Origin of the sequence: Pseudomonas sp. BF-RE-22 (genome assembly GCF_019956155.1) — a bacterium.
Taxonomy (GTDB): domain Bacteria; phylum Pseudomonadota; class Gammaproteobacteria; order Pseudomonadales; family Pseudomonadaceae; genus Aquipseudomonas; species Aquipseudomonas migulae.
Window position 1 is genome coordinate 77675 of record NZ_JAHBDD010000022.1, and the last position, 18784, is coordinate 96458.

General features: G+C 58.4%; 15 protein-coding genes and 1 tRNA gene. 13 read left to right on the forward strand and 3 right to left on the reverse strand.

Features of this window, described 5'->3' with window-relative positions; genetic code table 11:
* Positions 1-9: 9 nt before the first annotated feature.
* The 7 genes from nusA to KGA82_RS13035 all read left to right on the forward strand — a co-directional run bounded on the left by nusA (position 10) and on the right by KGA82_RS13035 (position 8433).
* Positions 10-1491, forward strand: coding sequence for a transcription termination factor NusA (nusA, locus tag KGA82_RS13005; protein WP_008024459.1), 1482 nt, complete (start codon positions 10-12; stop codon positions 1489-1491).
* 27 nt (positions 1492-1518) lie between these two features.
* Positions 1519-4047, forward strand: a complete 2529-nt coding sequence (gene infB / locus KGA82_RS13010) for a translation initiation factor IF-2 (RefSeq protein ID WP_008024457.1) — start codon at positions 1519-1521, stop codon at positions 4045-4047.
* 159 nt (positions 4048-4206) lie between these two features.
* Positions 4207-4608, forward strand: a complete 402-nt coding sequence (gene rbfA / locus KGA82_RS13015) for a 30S ribosome-binding factor RbfA (protein ID WP_008024456.1) — start codon at positions 4207-4209, stop codon at positions 4606-4608.
* Positions 4609-4611: 3 nt separating this feature from the next.
* Positions 4612-5529, forward strand: coding sequence for a tRNA pseudouridine(55) synthase TruB (truB, locus tag KGA82_RS13020; protein ID WP_008024455.1), 918 nt, complete (start codon positions 4612-4614; stop codon positions 5527-5529).
* A gap of 117 nt (positions 5530-5646) precedes the next feature.
* Positions 5647-5916, forward strand: a complete 270-nt coding sequence (gene rpsO / locus KGA82_RS13025) for a 30S ribosomal protein S15 (RefSeq protein WP_003177875.1) — start codon at positions 5647-5649, stop codon at positions 5914-5916.
* Positions 5917-6112: 196 nt separating this feature from the next.
* Positions 6113-8218 (forward strand): polyribonucleotide nucleotidyltransferase, encoded by a 2106-nt coding sequence (gene pnp / locus KGA82_RS13030; protein WP_008024453.1) that lies wholly within the window; start codon positions 6113-6115, stop codon positions 8216-8218.
* A 139-nt stretch (positions 8219-8357) separates the two neighbouring features.
* Positions 8358-8433 (forward strand) — tRNA-Thr (locus tag KGA82_RS13035).
* A 7-nt stretch (positions 8434-8440) separates the two neighbouring features.
* On the opposite strand, the gene KGA82_RS13040 is transcribed toward KGA82_RS13035, so the two are convergent.
* Positions 8441-9478 (reverse strand): hypothetical protein, encoded by a 1038-nt coding sequence (locus KGA82_RS13040; RefSeq protein ID WP_223450616.1) that lies wholly within the window; start codon positions 9476-9478, stop codon positions 8441-8443.
* Between the two features lie 316 nt (positions 9479-9794).
* On the opposite strand from KGA82_RS13040, the gene KGA82_RS13045 reads away from it, so the two are divergent.
* A complete protein-coding gene (locus KGA82_RS13045) occupies positions 9795-10100 on the forward strand; it encodes a DUF6388 family protein (RefSeq protein WP_223450618.1) in 306 nt (101 codons plus the stop codon).
* A gap of 105 nt (positions 10101-10205) precedes the next feature.
* Here KGA82_RS13045 and nadC read toward each other — a convergent pair whose 3' ends face one another.
* Complete coding sequence (gene nadC / locus KGA82_RS13050; protein WP_008024450.1) at positions 10206-11054, reverse strand: carboxylating nicotinate-nucleotide diphosphorylase; 849 nt, start codon at positions 11052-11054, stop codon at positions 10206-10208.
* A gap of 360 nt (positions 11055-11414) precedes the next feature.
* Here nadC and KGA82_RS13055 point away from each other — a divergent pair, with 360 nt between their 5' ends.
* The 5 genes from KGA82_RS13055 (at position 11415) to KGA82_RS13075 (ending at position 18005) form a co-directional block, all read left to right on the forward strand.
* Complete coding sequence (locus KGA82_RS13055) at positions 11415-13625, forward strand: DUF1631 domain-containing protein (RefSeq protein ID WP_223450620.1); 2211 nt, start codon at positions 11415-11417, stop codon at positions 13623-13625.
* A 64-nt stretch (positions 13626-13689) separates the two neighbouring features.
* Positions 13690-14250 (forward strand): 1,6-anhydro-N-acetylmuramyl-L-alanine amidase AmpD, encoded by a 561-nt coding sequence (gene ampD / locus KGA82_RS13060; protein WP_008024447.1) that lies wholly within the window; start codon positions 13690-13692, stop codon positions 14248-14250.
* Complete coding sequence (gene ampE, locus KGA82_RS13065) at positions 14247-15083, forward strand: regulatory signaling modulator protein AmpE (RefSeq protein WP_008036227.1); 837 nt, start codon at positions 14247-14249, stop codon at positions 15081-15083. Before ampD ends, ampE begins: the two co-directional genes overlap by 4 nt.
* Positions 15084-15348: 265 nt before the next feature.
* Entirely contained in the window at positions 15349-17379 is a 2031-nt protein-coding gene (locus tag KGA82_RS13070) for a methyl-accepting chemotaxis protein (protein WP_192227699.1), read from the forward strand.
* A gap of 236 nt (positions 17380-17615) precedes the next feature.
* The gene (locus KGA82_RS13075; protein WP_223450622.1) at positions 17616-18005 is read left to right on the forward strand and encodes a hypothetical protein; all 390 of its coding nucleotides are present in this window, start codon (positions 17616-17618) and stop codon (positions 18003-18005) included.
* Here the strand turns inward: KGA82_RS13075 and KGA82_RS13080 are convergent, their stop codons facing one another.
* Complete coding sequence (locus KGA82_RS13080) at positions 18006-18782, reverse strand: TatD family hydrolase (protein ID WP_223450624.1); 777 nt, start codon at positions 18780-18782, stop codon at positions 18006-18008.
* Positions 18783-18784: the final 2 nt, after the last annotated feature.

Genomic DNA, 18784 nt, shown 5'->3' on the forward strand with positions numbered 1-18784 from the left:
AGGCGTACGATGAGCAAAGAAGTACTGCTGGTTGTTGAGTCGGTATCCAATGAAAAGGGCGTACCGGCAAACGTAATTTTTGAAGCGCTGGAGCTGGCTCTGGCCACTGCTACCAAAAAGCGTTTCGAGGACGAAGTCGATCTGCGTGTGGAAATCAATCGCCACACCGGTGCTTACGAGACCTTCCGTCGCTGGACGGTTGTCGAAGAAGCAGATCTGGACGATCCGGCCATCGAAACCTGGCCGAGCAAGGTTGCCGAAACGCATCCTGGTGCCCAGGTTGGTGATGTAGTCGAAGAAAAAATCGAATCCATCGAGTTCGGCCGCATTGCTGCACAGACTGCCAAGCAAGTCATCGTGCAGAAAGTTCGCGAAGCCGAGCGCGCTCAAGTCGTTGACGCCTATCGCGAGCGCCTGGGGGAAATTATCTCCGGCACCGTGAAGAAAGTGACCCGCGACAATGTGATCGTCGACCTGGGCAACAACGCTGAAGCGTTGCTGGCTCGTGAAGACATCATCTCTCGCGAAACCTTCCGGGTTGGCGTACGTCTGCGTGCGCTGCTCAAGGAAATCCGCACCGAGAACCGCGGCCCGCAGCTGATCCTGTCGCGTACCGCGCCGGAAATGCTGATCGAGTTGTTCCGCATCGAAGTGCCGGAAATCGCTGAAGGCCTGATCGAAGTAATGGCTGCTTCCCGTGACCCGGGTTCGCGCGCCAAGATCGCGGTCCGCTCCAAGGACAAACGCATCGACCCGCAGGGCGCTTGCATCGGTATGCGCGGCTCGCGCGTCCAGGCAGTGTCGGGTGAGTTGGGCGGTGAGCGTGTTGATATCGTCCTGTGGGACGACAACCCGGCTCAGTTCGTAATCAACGCCATGTCCCCGGCTGAGGTTGCGGCAATTATCGTTGACGAAGATGCCCATGCAATGGACATCGCCGTTGGCGCAGACAATCTGGCTCAGGCCATCGGTCGCGGTGGTCAGAACGTGCGTCTGGCTAGCCAGTTGACTGGCTGGACCCTGAACGTGATGACCGAATCGGACATCCAGGCTAAGCAGCAAGCAGAAACCGGCGACATCCTGCGCAACTTCATCGACGAGCTGGAAGTCGACGAAGACCTGGCACAGGTGCTGGTAGATGAAGGCTTCACCAGCCTGGAAGAGATTGCCTACGTACCGTTGGAAGAAATGCTCAACATCGACGGCTTTGACGAAGAAACCGTCAACGAGCTTCGCGCTCGTGCCAAGGATCGTTTGTTGACCAAAGCCATCGCTACTGAGGAAAAGCTGGCAGACGCCCATCCGGCCGAAGACCTGCTCTCGCTTGAGGGTATGGACAAGGATTTGGCGATGGAACTGGCGGTGCGCGGCGTAATTACCCGCGAAGACCTGGCCGAGCAGTCTATTGACGACCTGCTCGACATCGACGGCATTGACGATGATCGTGCCGGCAAGTTGATCATGGCCGCCCGAGCCCACTGGTTCGAGTAATTAGGCGCGGCCTGAGGAGAGAAGTGCATGACGCAAGTCACGGTGAAACAACTGGCCGATGAGGTCAAAACACCGGTAGAGCGCCTGTTGCAGCAGATGCGTGAGGCAGGTCTGCCGCACACCGCCGCCGAAGAACATGTGACTGACAGTGAGAAGCAATCTTTGCTGACTCACTTGAAAAGCAGCCACAAGGCGAAAGTGGAAGAACCACGCAAGATCACACTGCAGCGTAAAACCACCAGCACCCTGCGTGTTGCTGGCAGCAAAAGCATCAGTGTTGAAGTCCGTAAAAAGAAGGTTTTCGTACAACGCAGCCCGGAAGAAATCGAAGCCGAGCGCAAACGCGAACTGGATGAACGTCGCGCAGTAGAAAATGCTGCTCGTCAGAAGGCTGAAGAAGAAGCCAAGCGTCGCGCCGAAGAAGAAGCGCGTCGCCAGCCTGCTGCTGCGCAAACCGCTACCAACGACGCTGTTGCAGCGCCGGTTGCCGTTGCCGAGCCAGTGCGTGAAAGCGCTCCGGTGGTTGCAGCTGCTCCAGCTCCGTCTGCTGATGTTCGCAACAAGCAGAACGAACAGCGCCGTCCGGACAAACCACGTGCCGACGATAACAATCGTCGTGGCAGTGGCGATGGCGAGCGCAAAAACGCTCCGCATCGTGCTTCGGTTAAAGAGAAAGCGCCTGCTCCACGTGTTGCGCCACGTACTACCGACGAAGAAAGCGATGGCTTCCGTCGTGGTGGTCGCGGCAAGGCCAAGCTGAAGAAACGCAACGCTCACGGTTTCCAGAGCCCAACCGGCCCTGTAGTGCGCGAAGTGAAGATCGGCGAGACCATCACTGTTGGCGATCTCGCCCAGCAGATGTCGGTCAAGGCTGCTGAAATCATCAAGTTCATGTTCAAACTGGGTACCCCAGCGACCATCAACCAGGTACTGGATCAGGAAACTGCCCAACTGGTTGCCGAAGAGCTGGGCCACAAAGTGACCCTGGTCAGCGACACCGCCCTGGAAGATTCCCTGGCCGAGTCCCTGAAGTTTGAAGGTGAAGCGTTCTCCCGTGCTCCGGTCGTGACCGTAATGGGCCACGTTGACCACGGTAAGACCTCGCTGCTCGACTACATCCGTCGTGCCAAGGTTGCTGCTGGCGAAGCCGGCGGTATCACCCAGCACATCGGCGCGTACCACGTTGAAACCGAACGCGGCATGGTCACCTTCCTCGACACCCCTGGTCACGCCGCGTTTACCGCCATGCGTGCTCGTGGTGCCAAGGCGACCGACATCGTGATCCTGGTGGTTGCAGCGGACGACGGCGTGATGCCGCAGACCGTTGAAGCCGTTCAGCACGCCAAGGCTGCCGGTGTTCCGCTGGTTGTTGCTGTGAACAAAATCGACAAGCCGGGCGCCGATCTCGATCGCATCCGTAGCGAACTGTCGGTTCACGGCGTGACTTCGGAAGAGTGGGGCGGCGACACCCCGTTCGTATCGGTTTCGGCGAAAGTCGGTACTGGCGTTGACGAGTTGCTCGAAGCTGTTTTGCTGCAAGCTGAAGTTCTGGAACTGAAAGCAACTCCGTCGGCTCCGGGTCGTGGCGTTGTGGTTGAATCGCGTCTCGACAAAGGTCGTGGCCCGGTTGCAACCGTTCTGGTTCAAGACGGTACCCTGCGCCAAGGCGACATGGTCCTGGTCGGTTCGAACTATGGCCGTGTACGTGCCATGCTCGACGAGAACGGCAAGCCAATCAAAGAAGCCGGTCCTTCCATCCCTGTCGAGATCCTCGGCCTGGACGGTACGCCGGATGCTGGCGACGAGATGAGCGTGGTTGCCGACGAGAAGAAAGCCCGTGAAGTGGCTCTGTTCCGTCAAGGCAAGTTCCGCGAAGTCAAGCTGGCCCGTGCTCACGCCGGCAAGCTTGAAAACATCTTCGAGAACATGGGTCAGGAAGAGAAGAAGACGCTCAACATCGTCCTCAAATCCGACGTCCGTGGTTCGCTGGAAGCGTTGAACGGTGCCTTGAATGGCCTGGGTAACGACGAAGTGCAAGTGCGTGTTGTTGGTGGCGGTGTCGGTGGTATCACCGAGTCCGACGCTAACCTGGCACTGGCCTCCAACGCTGTACTGTTCGGCTTCAACGTGCGTGCCGATGCCGGCGCTCGCAAGATCGTCGAGCAGGAAGGTCTGGATATGCGTTACTACAACGTGATCTACGACATCATCGAAGACGTCAAGAAAGCCCTGACCGGTATGCTCGGCAGTGATGTTCGCGAGAACATCCTGGGTGTGGCCGAAGTGCGTGACGTGTTCCGTTCGCCGAAGTTTGGCGCGATCGCCGGTTGCATGGTTATCGAAGGTGTTGTTCACCGTAACCGTCCAATCCGTGTACTGCGTGAAGACATCGTTATCTTCGAAGGCGAGCTGGAATCCCTGCGCCGCTTCAAGGATGACGCTTCCGAAGTACGTGCCGGCATGGAATGCGGTATCGGCGTGAAGAGCTACAACGACGTCAAAGTCGGTGACAAGATCGAAGTCTTCGAGAAGGTTCAGGTTGCTCGCAGCCTCTAACTCGCGCACTTCAAGGGCCACGATGGGCCGCTGCATGCAAATGCGCGGCACAGCGTCAGGACTCTAAACGCAACGCCCGGTCTGGCTTTTGTCAGGCCGGGCGTTTGCCGCTTTCAGACCCCACGGGTTTCACCGTGAGGCAGTAACAGGTAACAAGACATGGCAAAAGAATATAGCCGTACCCAGCGTATCGGCGATCAGATGCAGCGTGAGCTGGCACAGCTGATCCGTCGTGAAGTCAAAGACCCGCGCGTAGGCCTGGTCACCATTACCGCTGTTGAAGTCAGTCGTGACGTTGGTCACGCCAAGATTTTCATCACCGTGATGGGCCAGGACAGCGCCGAAGATATCGCGCAAAGCATCAAGGTGCTCAACTCCGCCGCCGGTTTCCTGCGTATGCAGTTGGCCCGCGAAATGAAGTTGCGCAGCGTTCCGCAGTTGCACTTCCACTACGACGAAAGCGTCGTACGTGGTGCGCACCTGTCGGCCCTGATCGAGCGTGCGGTGGCTGAAGACAATCAGCACCCGGTTGCGGCAGAAGTCGAAGACACCAAGGAGTAATCGGTGGCTCAGGTCAAACGTATCCGTCGTAACGTCAGCGGCATTATCCTGCTCGACAAACCGCTGGGGTTCACTTCCAACGCGGCGTTGCAGAAGGTTCGCTGGTTGCTGAACGCCGAGAAGGCCGGGCACACCGGCAGTCTTGATCCGCTGGCCACCGGCGTGTTGCCGTTGTGCTTCGGTGAGGCGACCAAGTTCTCGCAATACCTGCTCGATTCCGACAAGGGTTATGAAACCCTGGCGCAACTGGGCAAAACCACCACCACGGCGGATGCCGAAGGTGAAGTTTTGCAGGAGCGCCCGGTGACCGTTGGTCGATCCGATGTCGAAGCGGTGCTGCCGAAATTTCGTGGGCAAATCAGTCAGATACCGCCGATGTACTCAGCGCTCAAGCGTGATGGCCAGCCGCTGTACAAGCTGGCACGTGCAGGCGAAGTAGTGGAGCGCGAACCGCGTTCTGTTACTATTGCGCGCTTGGAATTGCTGGCCTTTGAAGGTGATACTGCGCGGCTTGCGGTGGATTGCAGCAAAGGCACCTATATCCGCACCCTGGTGGAGGATATCGGTGAGCAACTCGGTTGTGGCGCTTACGTTGCTGAATTGCGACGTACCCAGGCCGGGCCTTTCACGCTGGCGCAGACTGTCACGCTTGAAGAGCTGGAAGCGGTACATGCCGAAGGTGGCAACGAAGCGGTCGACCGCTTCCTGATGCCATCGGACAGCGGCCTGCTGGATTGGCCGCTGCTGCAGTTCTCGGAAGCGAGCGCGTTCTACTGGCTCAACGGCCAGCCGGTTCGTGCCCCGGATGCTCCGAAGTTCGGCATGGTACGGGTACAGGATCACAATGGTCGCTTCATCGGTATCGGTGAAGTGAGCGAAGACGGGCGCATCGCGCCGCGTCGACTGATTCGGTCAGAATGACCGGACGAGGGTGGCTGTTAACAGGCACGGTCACTACTCATTTTTAGATACAGGGATTTGTCCCTGGCCTGTTGAAGCTGTTTTTTTGAAACAGTTTCCTGATAAAAGGATTGCCTCATGGCTCTCGACGTTCAAGAAAAAGCTCAAATCGTAGCTGACTACCAGCAAGCTGTTGGTGACACTGGTTCGCCAGAAGTGCAAGTTGCACTGCTGACCCACAACATCAACAAGCTGCAAGGTCACTTCAAGGCCAACGGTAAAGATCACCACTCCCGTCGTGGTCTGATCCGCATGGTAAACCAGCGTCGTAAGCTGCTGGACTACCTGAAAGGCAAGGATCTGGGTCGTTATCAGACTCTGATCGGTCGCCTGGGTCTGCGTCGCTAATAAGCGATTGCGCTAGAGGTTGGTTGTCTGCCGTGCATCAGTGGGTTTCCCGCTGGTGCGTGGCAGGCTCCCAGCCTCAAGTTTTATCTGGATACACCGTTTTACCCTGGACAGGCGTTGGGCCGATTCCCGACATTGCCCAAGAATTTCGCAAGAAGACAAGTTCCCCAAGAGCCACAAAAGAAGGTAGGACACCGTGAACCCGGTAATCAAAAAATTCCAGTTCGGTCAGTCGACCGTTACCCTCGAGACTGGCCGTATCGCCCGTCAGGCCTCCGGCGCAGTATTGGTCACCGTTGACGACGACGTCAGCGTATTGGTGACCGTAGTCGGTGCCAAGCAAGCCGATCCAGGCAAGGGCTTCTTCCCTCTGTCCGTTCACTACCAGGAAAAGACTTACGCTGCCGGTAAGATCCCTGGCGGTTTCTTCAAGCGCGAAGGCCGTCCTTCCGAGAAAGAAACCCTGACTTCCCGACTGATCGACCGTCCGATCCGTCCGCTGTTCCCGGAAGGCTTCATGAACGAAGTGCAGGTTGTCTGCACCGTCGTTTCCACCAGCAAGAAGACCGATCCGGACATCGCTGCGATGATCGGTACCTCGGCTGCGCTGGCCATCTCCGGCATTCCTTTCGACGGCCCGATCGGCGCTGCCCGCGTTGCGTTCCACGAAAGCACCGGCTACCTGCTGAACCCGACTTACGAACAACTGAAAGCATCGAGCCTGGACATGGTCGTTGCCGGTACTTCGGAAGCCGTTCTGATGGTTGAATCGGAAGCCAAAGAGCTGACCGAAGACCAGATGCTGGGCGCGGTACTGTTTGCTCACGACGAGTTCCAGGTGGTGATCAACGCCGTCAAGGAACTGGCCGCCGAAGCTGCCAAGCCGACCTGGACCTGGGCTCCACAACCAGAAGCCACTGCTCTGCTGGGCGCTATCCGTGCCGAGTTCGGCGACGCGATCTCCCAGGCTTACACCATCACCATCAAGGCCGACCGTTACGCTCGCCTGGGTGAGCTGAAGGATCAGGTTGTTGCCAAGCTGTCCGGTGAAGAAGGCCAGCCTTCTTCCAGCGAAGTCAAAGCTGCTTTCGGCGAAATCGAATACCGCACCGTTCGCGAAAACATCGTTAACGGCAAGCCACGTATCGACGGCCGCGACACCAAGACCGTACGTCCTTTGAACATCGAAGTCGGTGTTCTGCCAAAGACCCACGGTTCGGCTCTGTTCACCCGTGGCGAAACCCAGGCTCTGGTCGTTGCAACACTGGGCACCGCCCGTGACGCACAACTGCTGGACACCCTGGAAGGCGAGAAAAAAGACCCGTTCATGCTGCACTACAACTTCCCTCCGTTCTCGGTAGGTGAGTGTGGTCGCATGGGTGGCGCTGGTCGTCGCGAAATCGGTCACGGCCGTCTGGCCCGTCGTTCGGTTCAGGCCATGCTGCCTGCTGCCGACGTGTTCCCGTACACCATCCGTGTTGTATCGGAAATCACCGAATCCAACGGTTCGAGCTCCATGGCTTCGGTCTGCGGCGCTTCCCTGGCCCTGATGGACGCCGGCGTTCCGATGAAGGCACCGGTTGCCGGTATCGCGATGGGTCTGGTTAAAGAAGGCGAGAAATTCGCTGTCCTGACCGACATCCTGGGTGACGAAGACCACCTCGGCGACATGGACTTCAAAGTAGCCGGTACCGCCAAAGGTGTTACCGCGCTGCAGATGGACATCAAGATCAAAGGCATCACCGAAGAAATCATGGAGATCGCTCTGGGCCAAGCCCTGGAAGCGCGCCTGAACATCCTCGGTCAGATGAACCAGATCATTGGCCAGTCGCGTACCGAACTGTCGGAAAACGCTCCGACCATGATCGCGATGAAAATCGACACCGACAAAATCCGTGATGTCATCGGTAAAGGCGGCGCGACCATTCGTGCGATCTGTGAAGAGACCAAGGCTTCGATCGACATCGAAGACGACGGCTCGATCAAGATCTTCGGCGAAACCAAGGAAGCGGCTGAAGCAGCACGTCAGCGCGTTCTGGGCATCACCGCAGAAGCTGAAATCGGCAAGATCTACGTCGGTAAAGTTGAGCGCATCGTCGACTTCGGCGCATTCGTCAACATCCTGCCGGGCAAGGACGGTCTGGTTCACATCTCGATGCTGAGCGATGCTCGCGTTGAGAAAGTGACCGACATCCTGAAAGAAGGCCAGGAAGTGGAAGTGCTGGTACTGGACGTGGACAACCGCGGCCGTATCAAGCTCTCCATCAAAGACGTAGCAGCAGCCAAGGCTTCGGGCGTTTAATCACTCCCCACGCCTGACCGCTTCAACGTTATAAAAAATGCCCCGCAGTGAAAACTGCGGGGCATTTTTTTGTCTGCGAAAACTGGAAACGGTTTGTGGATTTGCCCGCTTCCAATCTCGATGCTAGGTTTAGCTCACCGCCCGTGTAGCTCAGCCGGTAGAGCAGCGCACTCGTAACGCGAAGGTCGCAGGTTCGATTCCTGTCTCGGGCACCATCCCCTGTTATTTCACCTTGCTTCTCAGATCATCCACGGCGCGTTTCAGCTGATCCAGTTGGCTGTCCTGATTGCTGACGTCCCGCTTGAGGCTGGACAGGTCGCTGGAACTCGCGCTGGAGCTCGACCCGGCGCTACGTTTCAAGTCTTCCACCTGACTGGCGAGCCTTTTCAAGTCGTTGTCCTGTGCGCTGACGGTGCGTTTGAGGTCGCTCACTTCGCTGGAGCTGGAGCTTGAACTGGAGTTCGAGCCGCTGCTGCGCTTGAGGTCGTCCATTTGGCTGGCGAGCTTTTTCAGGCCGTTGTCCTGTTCACTGACGGTGCGCTTGAGGTCGCTCACTTCGCTGGAACTGGCGCTTGAACCGGAATTCGAGCTGCTGCTGCGCTTGAGATCGTCCACCGCTTTAGCAAGGTTTTTCAGGCCGTTGTCCTGTTCACTGACAGAACGCTTGAGGTCGCTCACTTCGCTGGAACTGGCGCTTGAACCGGAGTTCGAGCTGCTGTTGCGCTTGAGTTCGTCCACTGCTTTGGCGAGGTTTCTCAGGCCGGTTTCCTGTTCACTGAGCGTGCGCTTGAGGTTGGCCACTTCGCTGGAACTGGAGCTGGAACTCGAACCGCTGTTGCGTTTGAACTCCTCCAATTGCTTGGTGAGTTCTTTCAGGTCCTTGTCCTGTTCGGTGGCAGTGCGTTTGAGGTTGGTTATCTCACTGGCACTCGAACTGGAGCTTGTTCCGTTGTTGCGCTTGAGTTCCTCGATGAGACGAGCCTGCGCTTCGAGGAGATTCTTGAGTTCCTTGATGTCATCCGTGTTGGTTTTAGTGGTGCGTTGCAGTGTTTCCATACCCTCGACACTGAGATTGCTCCTGACCATAACGTCTTTACCATACAGTCTGTGAAAGACGAGGAAGCTGTCGGTGGAGGAAGGGTTGTCTGAGGCGAACTCCAGACCGGCTTGGGCCGTATTGGCCATTGCCATGTTGCCAAGAAAAAGGGCGGCCATGCCGGTTGCCAACAGGGTAGACGGAAGCTTCTTGAAAATGCGCATCACCTGAGTTCCTTGTGAAGTGCCTAGATGGCACATCGCTATGACTTTGCTTTTTGAAGGTTGTTCCTGTGTGGCGAGGGAATATTTTCAGAAAAACCGCTCGGCATTTTTTTTGTAGATTTGATGTAAAAGTCCATATAAATCGTCTTCCAAACGTCCTATATTCGGACATTGCACGAGCATCACCCTGCAGTTTTCAAATGATCCACGAATGGTTCTGAAGGCCAGACAAACCGGGCTTCACACGGTTTTTTGCGTCAGAGAGATCCTTGATGATCCAGATCCATCTTCCATTCCCCCGATCAGCGAGAACGAAATGACCGTTAAAGAATTGACCCAGGAAGCCAGGCACGAAGAAGCGCTGAAGAAGTACGTGCTGGACGCGCCCCAACTGCTGGAAGAGATCAAGGACTTGTCCGCCGACGATCAGAAAGACCAGATTCAATGGGCGTTCGAGGATGAAGCAGAAGCCCAGGGCTTGCAGCCGTGGGAGCTGACGCTCAAGTACACCTCGAGCCCGGAAGAGTTTGAAGCGGCGCGACTGGTGCTGCACAAAGAGGCGGCCGAGGTATTGGGCGTCGAGTGGGAAGAGTACTGCGAGATGAATAATCTGGTGGTCTGACCCTTGTAGGAGCCGGCTTGCTGGCGATGGCGGCGTAACGGGTAAACCGCGTCGCCTGGATCGCCAGCAAGCCGGCTCCTACAGTTTCATGTCGTTCAGGAAATTTCAGAGGCTGAGTCGCATCGACAGATCGACAGCCTTCACGTCCTTGGTCATCGCACCAATCGAAATGTAATCCACCCCGGTTTCGGCGATCGGCAGCAGCGTGCTTTCGTTGATGCCGCCGCTGGCTTCCAGTTTTGCCTTGCCGCCATTCAGGCGCACGGCCTCGCGCATGTCATCCAGGCTCAACTCGTCGAGCATGATGATGTCGGCACCCGCCGCAAGCGCTTCCTTCAGCTCCGCCAGGCTTTCCACTTCGATCTCCACCGGTTTGCCCGGGGCGATCTTGTGCGCGGCGTTGATCGCTTCAGGTATGCCGCCGCTGGCAGCAATGTGGTTTTCCTTGATCAGGAAGGCGTCGTACAGGCCGATGCGGTGGTTGTGGCAGCCGCCGCAGGTCACGGCGTACTTTTGCGCCAGGCGCAGCCCCGGCAGGGTTTTGCGGGTGTCGAGCAGCTTCACCTGCGTTTCGGCGACGAAATCCGCCAGGTATTGCGCACGAGTGGCCACACCGGAAAGCAATTGCAGGAAGTTCAGCGCACTACGCTCGCCTGTGAGCAGGGAGCGGGCAGGGCCTTCGAGGTGGAACAGCACTTGATTGGGCTTCACTCGTTCGCCATCGGCCACCTGCCAATGCACGGCAACCCGCGGGTCCAGTTGCCGGAAAACCGCGTCAACCCAGGCGGTGCCGGCGATGACTGCGGCGTCGCGCGTGATGATGGTGGCTTTGGCCAGGCGTTCGGCCGGGATCAGCTGCGCGGTGATGTCGCCGCTGCCGATGTCTTCGCGCAACGCACGGCGTACGTTGGCTTCGATTTCGGCGGTCAGATCGGCGAGACGTAGATTCGGCATAACGGACTCCACAAACAAAGTGGCTCGATTATAGGGCCATGGCGCGGGGCAACCCAAGGCGCGCGAGACCTTCCGGTCGTTCTGAAACCTGCATTTGGTCGAATCTCTTGAGCCTGCGAGGTTCAGCAGCGGTCCTTTACAGGCGTCTATTTCAAAGAGAAACACAGAGTCTGCTGGCATACGGGACATCTTTTGCAAGATAATGCGCCTTGCATTTGACGTCATGACTTTGACGTGTCTTTGGTTCGCCGATTATTGAATGACAGCGGGCGGGCATTGTCTTCTGTTGCGCACGGCTGTGAGGCTGGCGTACTCGATCTTTCCAACCGAACCGAAGCATCACCGTTTCAGGAGGCCAGGATGCACAACGACGGGAATGTAGTGCCTTTGCACAAGGCAACTACCGATCAGGCGAGTCACTCGCCGCTCGCCCGCCTGCCTGTGATTCTGCTTCAGGTTCGCGACAAGGCCGCTCAACAGCTGCGGCATGCTCTGCAGGAGCTGTTCGATAACGCCGACGACACGCTGTTCGAAATGGCTGACCGGGCCCGCAATGACGTCGAGCAGAACATTTTTTTTGAAGCCATGCGCGATTTGCGCCTCAAGCGCAAAAATATCGAGCGGGCGTTTCTCGAACAGTTCTTCGAAGCGTTTGTCGGTCTCGCAGGCAGTATTCAGACGGCCTTGCCGCCGGCATTGACCCTCGATATTCAGGCGCAACAGTCCGGTGATGAGCTGGAACGTCGCGTGGCAGTGGAGGCCATGGTCAATAAAGTGCTGAGCCGCGACGGTTTTGCGCTTGATCAATTGACCGCCCGGCTCAGCACGTTGCTGGGCAAGCAGCTGGTGACTACGCGCAATCCCCTGGGCCCGGCGATGCTCTGTGAGTATTTCATGCAGGCCGGGCGTAACCTGGGGGTCGAGATCAAGGTCAAGTTGATCATCCTCAAGCTTTTCGAGCGTTATGTGCTCAGTGATGCCGATCAGCTCTACACCGAAGCCAATCAGATATTGATCGCCACCGGCATATTGCCCGACCTGAAGCCGGCCCCGAATCGGCGTGCCATTGATCGTGCGCAGGCCAGTGTTCGTGCCGAGCCCGACGAGGCTGGCAACCGTTGGGACAGCACGCCAATCGATGACAGCGTGCAGGAAGTGTTCGCGGCGTTGCAGGAATTGCTGCTCCATGTGCGTGGCAGTGTCGCGCCAACGCTGGAAACCAGTGCTCAGACGCAACCGATATCCACCCGCGACCTGCTGCGGCTGCTCTCGCACTTGCAGCAGTACGTGCCGGCTCCGGCGGTCCAGGACGAATTCGACCTGCGAAACCAGCTTGAGCAACTGCTGACCCGGGTCAGCGTCAAAAGCGGCAAGTCGCGTGTGGTCGGCGTCGCTGACGAAGATGTGATCAACCTGATTGCCATGCTCTTCGAATGCATCCTCGATGACCGCAATCTGCCGGATTCTCTCAAGGCGCTGATCGGGCGCTTGCAGATCCCGATGCTGAAAGTGGCGGTGATCGACAAGAGTTTCTTCAGCCGCAGCAGTCACCCGGCCCGTCGTCTGCTCAACGAAATCGCCGCCGCGGCCCTGGGCTGGGGCGAGTGCGATGACCACGAGCGCGACAGCCTGTACCTGCGCATCGAGCAAGTGGTGCAGCGTTTGTTGAACGACTTTGTCGACGATCCGGCGATCTTCTCCGAATTGCTGGCGGATTTTCTGGCGTTCACCAGCGACGAACGTCGTCGCAGCGATTTGTTGGAGCAGCGTACCCGCGACGCCGAAGAGGGCCGCGCCAAAACCGAACTGGCCCGGCAACGCGTCGAGCTGGCGTTGAATCAGGCGTTGTTGGGTAAAGTGCTGCCGCAACGGGTGGTGGCGTTTGTTCAGGACGCCTGGAGCCAGGTGCTGCTGCTGACCTGCCTCAAGCACGGCGATCAGTCCGCCGAGTGGCATGCGGATGTGCAAACCATGGAGCAATTGATCTGGAGCGTGCAGCGTCATGACGACGCTGACGCAAGCCTGCGCCTGTTGGCGCTGGTGCCGGGGTTGCTCAAGTCCTTGCGCGACGGGTTGAGCAGTTCTGCGTTTGATCCGTTCGCCACCGGAGAGTTTTTCAGCGAGCTGGAAGGCTTGCACGTTCAACTGTTCGAACGAGCGGACCTGGCACCGGCCGCCACCTGTCCTGCCGATGCGCCGCTGATGGTTGAAGTGCGCGAAGAAATCGTGCTGCTCACCGCCGACGAAGGACCAGTCGAAACGGCCTCGGTGCGCTTGCCGGCGGATGATCCGGGCCTGCTTCAAGTCGATCAGTTGCACGCGGGTTGCTGGGTCGAGTTTCAGGAAGACGAGGAAAACACCCTGCGCTGCAAGCTCGCCGCGATCATCGAAGCCACGGGCAAGTACATTTTCGTCAACCGCACCGGCATGAAAGTGCTGGAGCGCAGCCGTACCGGGCTGGCGCTGGATTTCCGTCGTGGCGCGGTGCGTACCCTCGACGACACCTTGCTGTTCGATCGGGCCCTGGAGTCGGTGGTCGGCAACCTGCGGCGGCTCAATCGCGGCAAGTGATCGCGCGCCGAGGGTCTATCACGGCATACTGGGCACCAACACAGTCGTCGTTGAAGGAACCTGTATGCAGTTGGACCCCGCGAGCGGTTGGTGTCAGGGCGTGAACGTTTGCCCCTCACCCAACTTCAATGCGCGCCCCACGGGCGAAATTTCCCTGCTGGTGATCCACAACATCAGTCTGCCGCCGGCGCAGTTTGCCACCGGCAAGGTGCAGGAATTTTTCCAGAACCGGCTGGATGTCACAGAGCATCCCTACTTTGAAGGGATCGCTGACCTACGGGTGTCTGCGCATTTTCTGATTGAGCGTGACGGCACCGTCACTCAGTTTGTCTCTTGTCTTGAACGCGCCTGGCATGCCGGTGTGTCGTGTTTCGACGGCCGGGAAACCTGTAACGATTTTTCCGTGGGCATCGAGCTTGAAGGCACGGATGATCTGCCGTTCACCGATGCTCAATATGACGCGTTGACGGCCCTGACCTTGCAACTGCAAAGCGCTTTTACGGGCATCACCGCGCAGCGCATCTGCGGGCATAGCGACATCGCGCCGGGGCGCAAGACGGATCCCGGACCTGCGTTCGACTGGGCGCGTTATCGCGCGGCCCTGGCTAAAGAGGAACCACAATGAGTTTTCTGGTGTTGCTGTTGGCGGTCTGGATCGAGAAGTTCTCGGCCCTGCGCCATCGGGTTCAACGTGATGGCGGTTGGGTGGCCGAGTTGCACAAGCTTGAAGCCAACCCGCGTATGGTCAATCGCCCGTGGTTGATTTTGCTGATTCTGGTGCTGCTGCCAGTGGCACTGTTGGGGTTGTTGCTGGTGGTGCTGGAGCCGGTCGCTTACGGTCTGTTGGCGCTGCCGGTGCATTTGCTGGTGGTGATTTATAGCCTGGGGCGCGGTGATCTGCTGGCCGATCTCGGACCGTTTCGCGATGCCTGGCGCCGGGAAGACCTGCAAGCTGCCGCTCATGTGGCAAAACGTGACCTGGACATTTGTGCCGAAAACGGCGAGCAACTACTGGAACGGGTTGAGGGGCATCTGCTCTGGGAGGCGTACCAGAGTTTTTTTGCGGTGATTTTCTGGTACTTCCTGCTGGGCCCGGTGGCGGCGCTGAGCTATCGACTGCTGGCCCTCGCCGAAGAACACGGGCAGAACCCGGCCGTCGTCGAGCGCGCCGCACAACTGCGTCACGCCTTCGATTGGGTGCCGGTGCGTCTGTTGGCGGCGAGTTTTGCGCTGGTCGGCAATTTTGTCGCCGTCAGTCGGGTGATGCTGAGCGAACTGCTGAACTGGAACATCAGTGCCGCCCAACTGATCGAGAAGGTCGGGCTGGTGGCCGGTGAAATTCCTGCGCCGGTGGTCGGGCCCGATGGCATCAACAGTCTCGACCGGATCTGGGAGCTGTTGCTGCGTGCGGCGGTGCTCTGGTACGCCGGTTTCGCGCTGTGGACAGTCTTCCCCTAAACACCACACCCCTGTAGGAGCCGGCTTGCTGGCGATAGCATCGACGCGGTGTCCCTGAGGCACCGAGGTGCAGCCATCGCCAGCAAGCCGGCTCCTACAAGGTCTGTAATGGCAAGACGGAGCGTCTCGTCGGATAAGCTGCCGTTAACCTTAAGTTACAAAACCTCCCGTCGATTTAAGCTATACAGAGATAGCACTCAATAGTGGCTATCTGCTGCTTGTCTGTGCCTGCCAATAAAAATAAGAAACCCAAGGGAGACTTCCAGTGAAGAGCTTGCTCTATCCCGCCGTCGCGCTAATGAATCGCCTGAGCTTCGGCATGAAGTTCAGCCTGATCAGCGTTCTGTTCCTGGTGCCCATGCTGGTGACCAACTTTTATCTGGTGCGTGATTCCTATCGCGAATTCCAGGGCACCCGGGTGGAACTGCAGAGCCTCGACCTGCTGGGCAGCAGCCTGTCGCTTCGACGCGACCTGGAAACCCTGAACAACCTGGTGCAGATCAACGTCATCCTTGGCCAGTCCGGCAAGGCCGGTAATCTCGAATCCCAGATCACATCCCTGGAGCAAAACGTTCTGGCCCGCCTGCAAGGGCTGACAGCGATGACCACCGATCCGGAACTGATCACCGTTTTCGATGGCAAACGCGACGAAATGATCACCGCGTTCAAGGCCCAGCAAACGGAAAACTCCCTGCAAAGTAAAAGTGCGCTGATCGGCAAGTTGCTCGGCAATGCACAGATTTTCAGCCAGATCATCGCCAGCCAGGCGGGTTTGAGCCGTGACAATCAGAGCGACATGCGTCAGCTCACCGAACTCATCACCAATGTCACGCCGCCCGTCACCCAGACGTTGGGCGATGGTCGCGCCATGGGCTCTTACTCGCTGGGGCAGGGGTTTCTCAATTCGTCTTCGAGCACCCGCTTCGATGAATTGCTGGTGCAGATTGAAAAGCTGCAAGCCGAGTACGGTCTGAAGTTGCAGGATGCGCTGGGGTCGAGCAAGGCGGCACGTGAAACCCTGGCGGCGCAGGCCGAGAGCAGCAAGGCGTCGCTGAAAAAGGCCAGTGAACTGTTCGAAGAGCAGGTGGTGATGGCCGACACCCTCGATGCGCCGTGGCTGGCCTTCTACGATCAGGTCAGCGGCCTGATGGACCAGACTTACCAACTCAACGAAGCCACCCTGAAATTCCTCGACACCCAATTGCAACAACGACTGAGCCAGAACCGCACGCACATGGTCTTGCAGGCCGTGGCGCTGTCGGTGGTGTTTGTGTTGATTTTTTATCTCTACGGCGGCTTCTACGCCTCGACACGCACCACCCTCAAGCGCCTTGGCGCGATGATGGACAAGGTCGCGGCCGGCGACATGACCGTGACCTTCAACGCCAACAGCCGTGATGAATTGGGTGAGTTGGGCGAGGTGTTCAACGGCACGGTGAAGAAAATCCATGACTTGATCGAGCGTGTCGGTCAAACGGTCGGGGAAGTCGAGCGTCAGGCCGGTCAGGTCGAGAACGTGTCCGCCCAGAGCAACCAGGCTGTCGCGGGGCAACGCACGCAGATCGAGCAAGTCGCCACGGCGATGAACCAAATGTCGGCCACCTCACTGGAGGTGGCCCGCAGCGCTGCCGCGGCGGTCAGCAGTGCCCACAGCGTCAACGACGAAACCATCAGCGGTCGCGGGTTGGTGGAGTCTCAGCAGGGCAGCATCGCTGCGCTGGCCAGCGAGATCGATCAGTCGGTGCTGGTGATCAATCAACTGGCCAGCGACAGCCAGTCCATCAGCCGTGTGCTGGAAGTGATCAAAAGCATCGCCGAACAGACCAATCTGCTGGCGCTCAACGCCGCTATCGAAGCAGCGAGGGCAGGCGAGCAGGGGCGTGGTTTTGCGGTGGTGGCGGACGAGGTCCGGACCCTGGCCAAACGCACCCAGCAATCGACCGAAGAAATTGAACAGATGATCGCCAAACTGCACAGCGGTGTCGGCGCCGCGGTGAAGGCCATGGGCACCAGTCATCAAATGGCCAACGGCACGGTAGGTCAGTCGGAAAAGGTCCAGCAGGCGCTGGAAAACATCCTTGGCGCTGTCGGCATGATCGTCGATCAGAACCAGCAGATTGCGGCCGCCGTAGAGCAGCAGACCGCCGTGGCCCACGACATTGACCAGAACATCGTCGAGATCAACCGGGCTGGCGAACGCACCGCCGAAGGTGCGCACCAGACCGAGGACGCCAGCCGGGCGTTGTCGGCGCAGGTGGTGGAGCTCAAGCAGTTGATCAGCGCGTTCCGGGTTTGAAGAACCGCATAACCCCTGTAGGAGTGAGCCTGCTCGCGATGGCGTAGGTACATTCACCCTACAGGGTGTTTACCAGACCGCTATCGCGAGCAAGCTTGCTCCTACAGTTTTGTGCGTTGTCTGTAGTACTTGTTTCTTCCACAAGTAGGCGGTATCCGATTTCCCTCCAGAGTCTGGTTTTTGGTCTTCAATGAGGGATGATCCACAACCCTGACCTACTCTGAGGAGGCTCGGTTATGTCCTTCGCTACAACTGGAATCCAGGGCCATTGTGCCCATTGCGGATGCACACTCCTGCTCGAACCCTGGCAACTCAACGCCATTGCCATCCATGAAGCCTTCGCCTGTTCCCACTGTCACAAAGCCTTGCAACTGAGCGACCCGAAACAGATCAGGCGCATCAAATCCCTCGACTCGCTTGCGATGCTACGTGCGAGCACGCTGGTGATGGTATGCACCGCTTTGCTGGTGGCATTAGTGATGGAATGGGTGGGGATGCTCAGCGCGGTCGAGCAGCTGAATTTTTCGTTGATCGCGATTCTGGTCTACTTCGCGGTTATCCGGTTCGCCCGTCACCGACAACACATGACGCTGATTCTGGAAGCGGCCAAGGCTCACGCCGACTGATTACCAGTTGAACAACTCACACGCATTGGCCGTGCTCGCAGCGGCCAACTGCTCAGGGCTGATCGCCATGATGTCAGCCAGCGCCGAGCAGATCGCCGGCAAATGCGCCGGGCTGTTGCGTTGACCGGGAAACATGGCGGGGGCCATGTCCGGTGAGTCGGTTTCCAGCACCACAGACTCCAACGGCAACTCTGCAAGCACCCTGTGCATGCGCAACGCCTGCGGCCAGGTCGCCGCGCCGCCCAGGCCCAGTTTGAAGCCGAGCCTGATGTACTCGCGGGCTTCTTCCTTGCTGCCGGCGAAGGCGTGAATAATCCCCGCGCGTTTCAACTTGAAGCGCTTGAGCGTGGCAATCACCGCCGCATGGCTGCGTCGCACGTGAATCAGCGCCGGCAGATTGAAGTCCGCCGCCAGTTGCAGTTGCGCGTCGAACAACGTCTGCTGGCGTTCGCGGTCAAGGGTTTCGATGAAGTAATCCAGGCCGATCTCGCCCACCGCGCACAGCTGTCGGTGACCGGCCAGGCGGGTCAGCCACTCGGCGAGTTCGCGTAGGTCCTCAGGCCGATGCTCGTCCAGATACACCGGGTGCAAACCGAACGCCGCGTGCAGATCGGGATCGCTTTGCACCAGATCCCAGACCCGCTGCCAATTGGCCTGATAAACCCCCAGCACCACCATCCGCCGCACGCCAAGGGCGCGGCTCTCGGCGAGCAGCGCCTGACGATCCTCGTCGAAGTCCGGAAAATCCAGATGAGTGTGGCTGTCGATCAGCTCCACGG

Excerpts from the sequence above, each read along its gene's own strand:
- ampD (WP_008024447.1), top strand. The coding sequence starts at position 13,690 with ATGCAGTTGGACCCCGCGAGCGGTTGGTGTCAGGGCGTGAACGTTTGC.
- ampE (WP_008036227.1), top strand. The coding sequence starts at position 14,247 with ATGAGTTTTCTGGTGTTGCTGTTGGCGGTCTGGATCGAGAAGTTCTCG.
- nusA (WP_008024459.1), top strand. The coding sequence starts at position 10 with ATGAGCAAAGAAGTACTGCTGGTTGTTGAGTCGGTATCCAATGAAAAG.
- nadC (WP_008024450.1), bottom strand. The coding sequence starts at position 11,054 with ATGCCGAATCTACGTCTCGCCGATCTGACCGCCGAAATCGAAGCCAAC.
- rbfA (WP_008024456.1), top strand. The coding sequence starts at position 4,207 with ATGGCAAAAGAATATAGCCGTACCCAGCGTATCGGCGATCAGATGCAG.
- KGA82_RS13040 (WP_223450616.1), bottom strand. The coding sequence starts at position 9,478 with ATGCGCATTTTCAAGAAGCTTCCGTCTACCCTGTTGGCAACCGGCATG.
- KGA82_RS13075 (WP_223450622.1), top strand. The coding sequence starts at position 17,616 with ATGTCCTTCGCTACAACTGGAATCCAGGGCCATTGTGCCCATTGCGGA.
- rpsO (WP_003177875.1), top strand. The coding sequence starts at position 5,647 with ATGGCTCTCGACGTTCAAGAAAAAGCTCAAATCGTAGCTGACTACCAG.
- KGA82_RS13045 (WP_223450618.1), top strand. The coding sequence starts at position 9,795 with ATGACCGTTAAAGAATTGACCCAGGAAGCCAGGCACGAAGAAGCGCTG.
- infB (WP_008024457.1), top strand. The coding sequence starts at position 1,519 with ATGACGCAAGTCACGGTGAAACAACTGGCCGATGAGGTCAAAACACCG.
- KGA82_RS13055 (WP_223450620.1), top strand. The coding sequence starts at position 11,415 with ATGCACAACGACGGGAATGTAGTGCCTTTGCACAAGGCAACTACCGAT.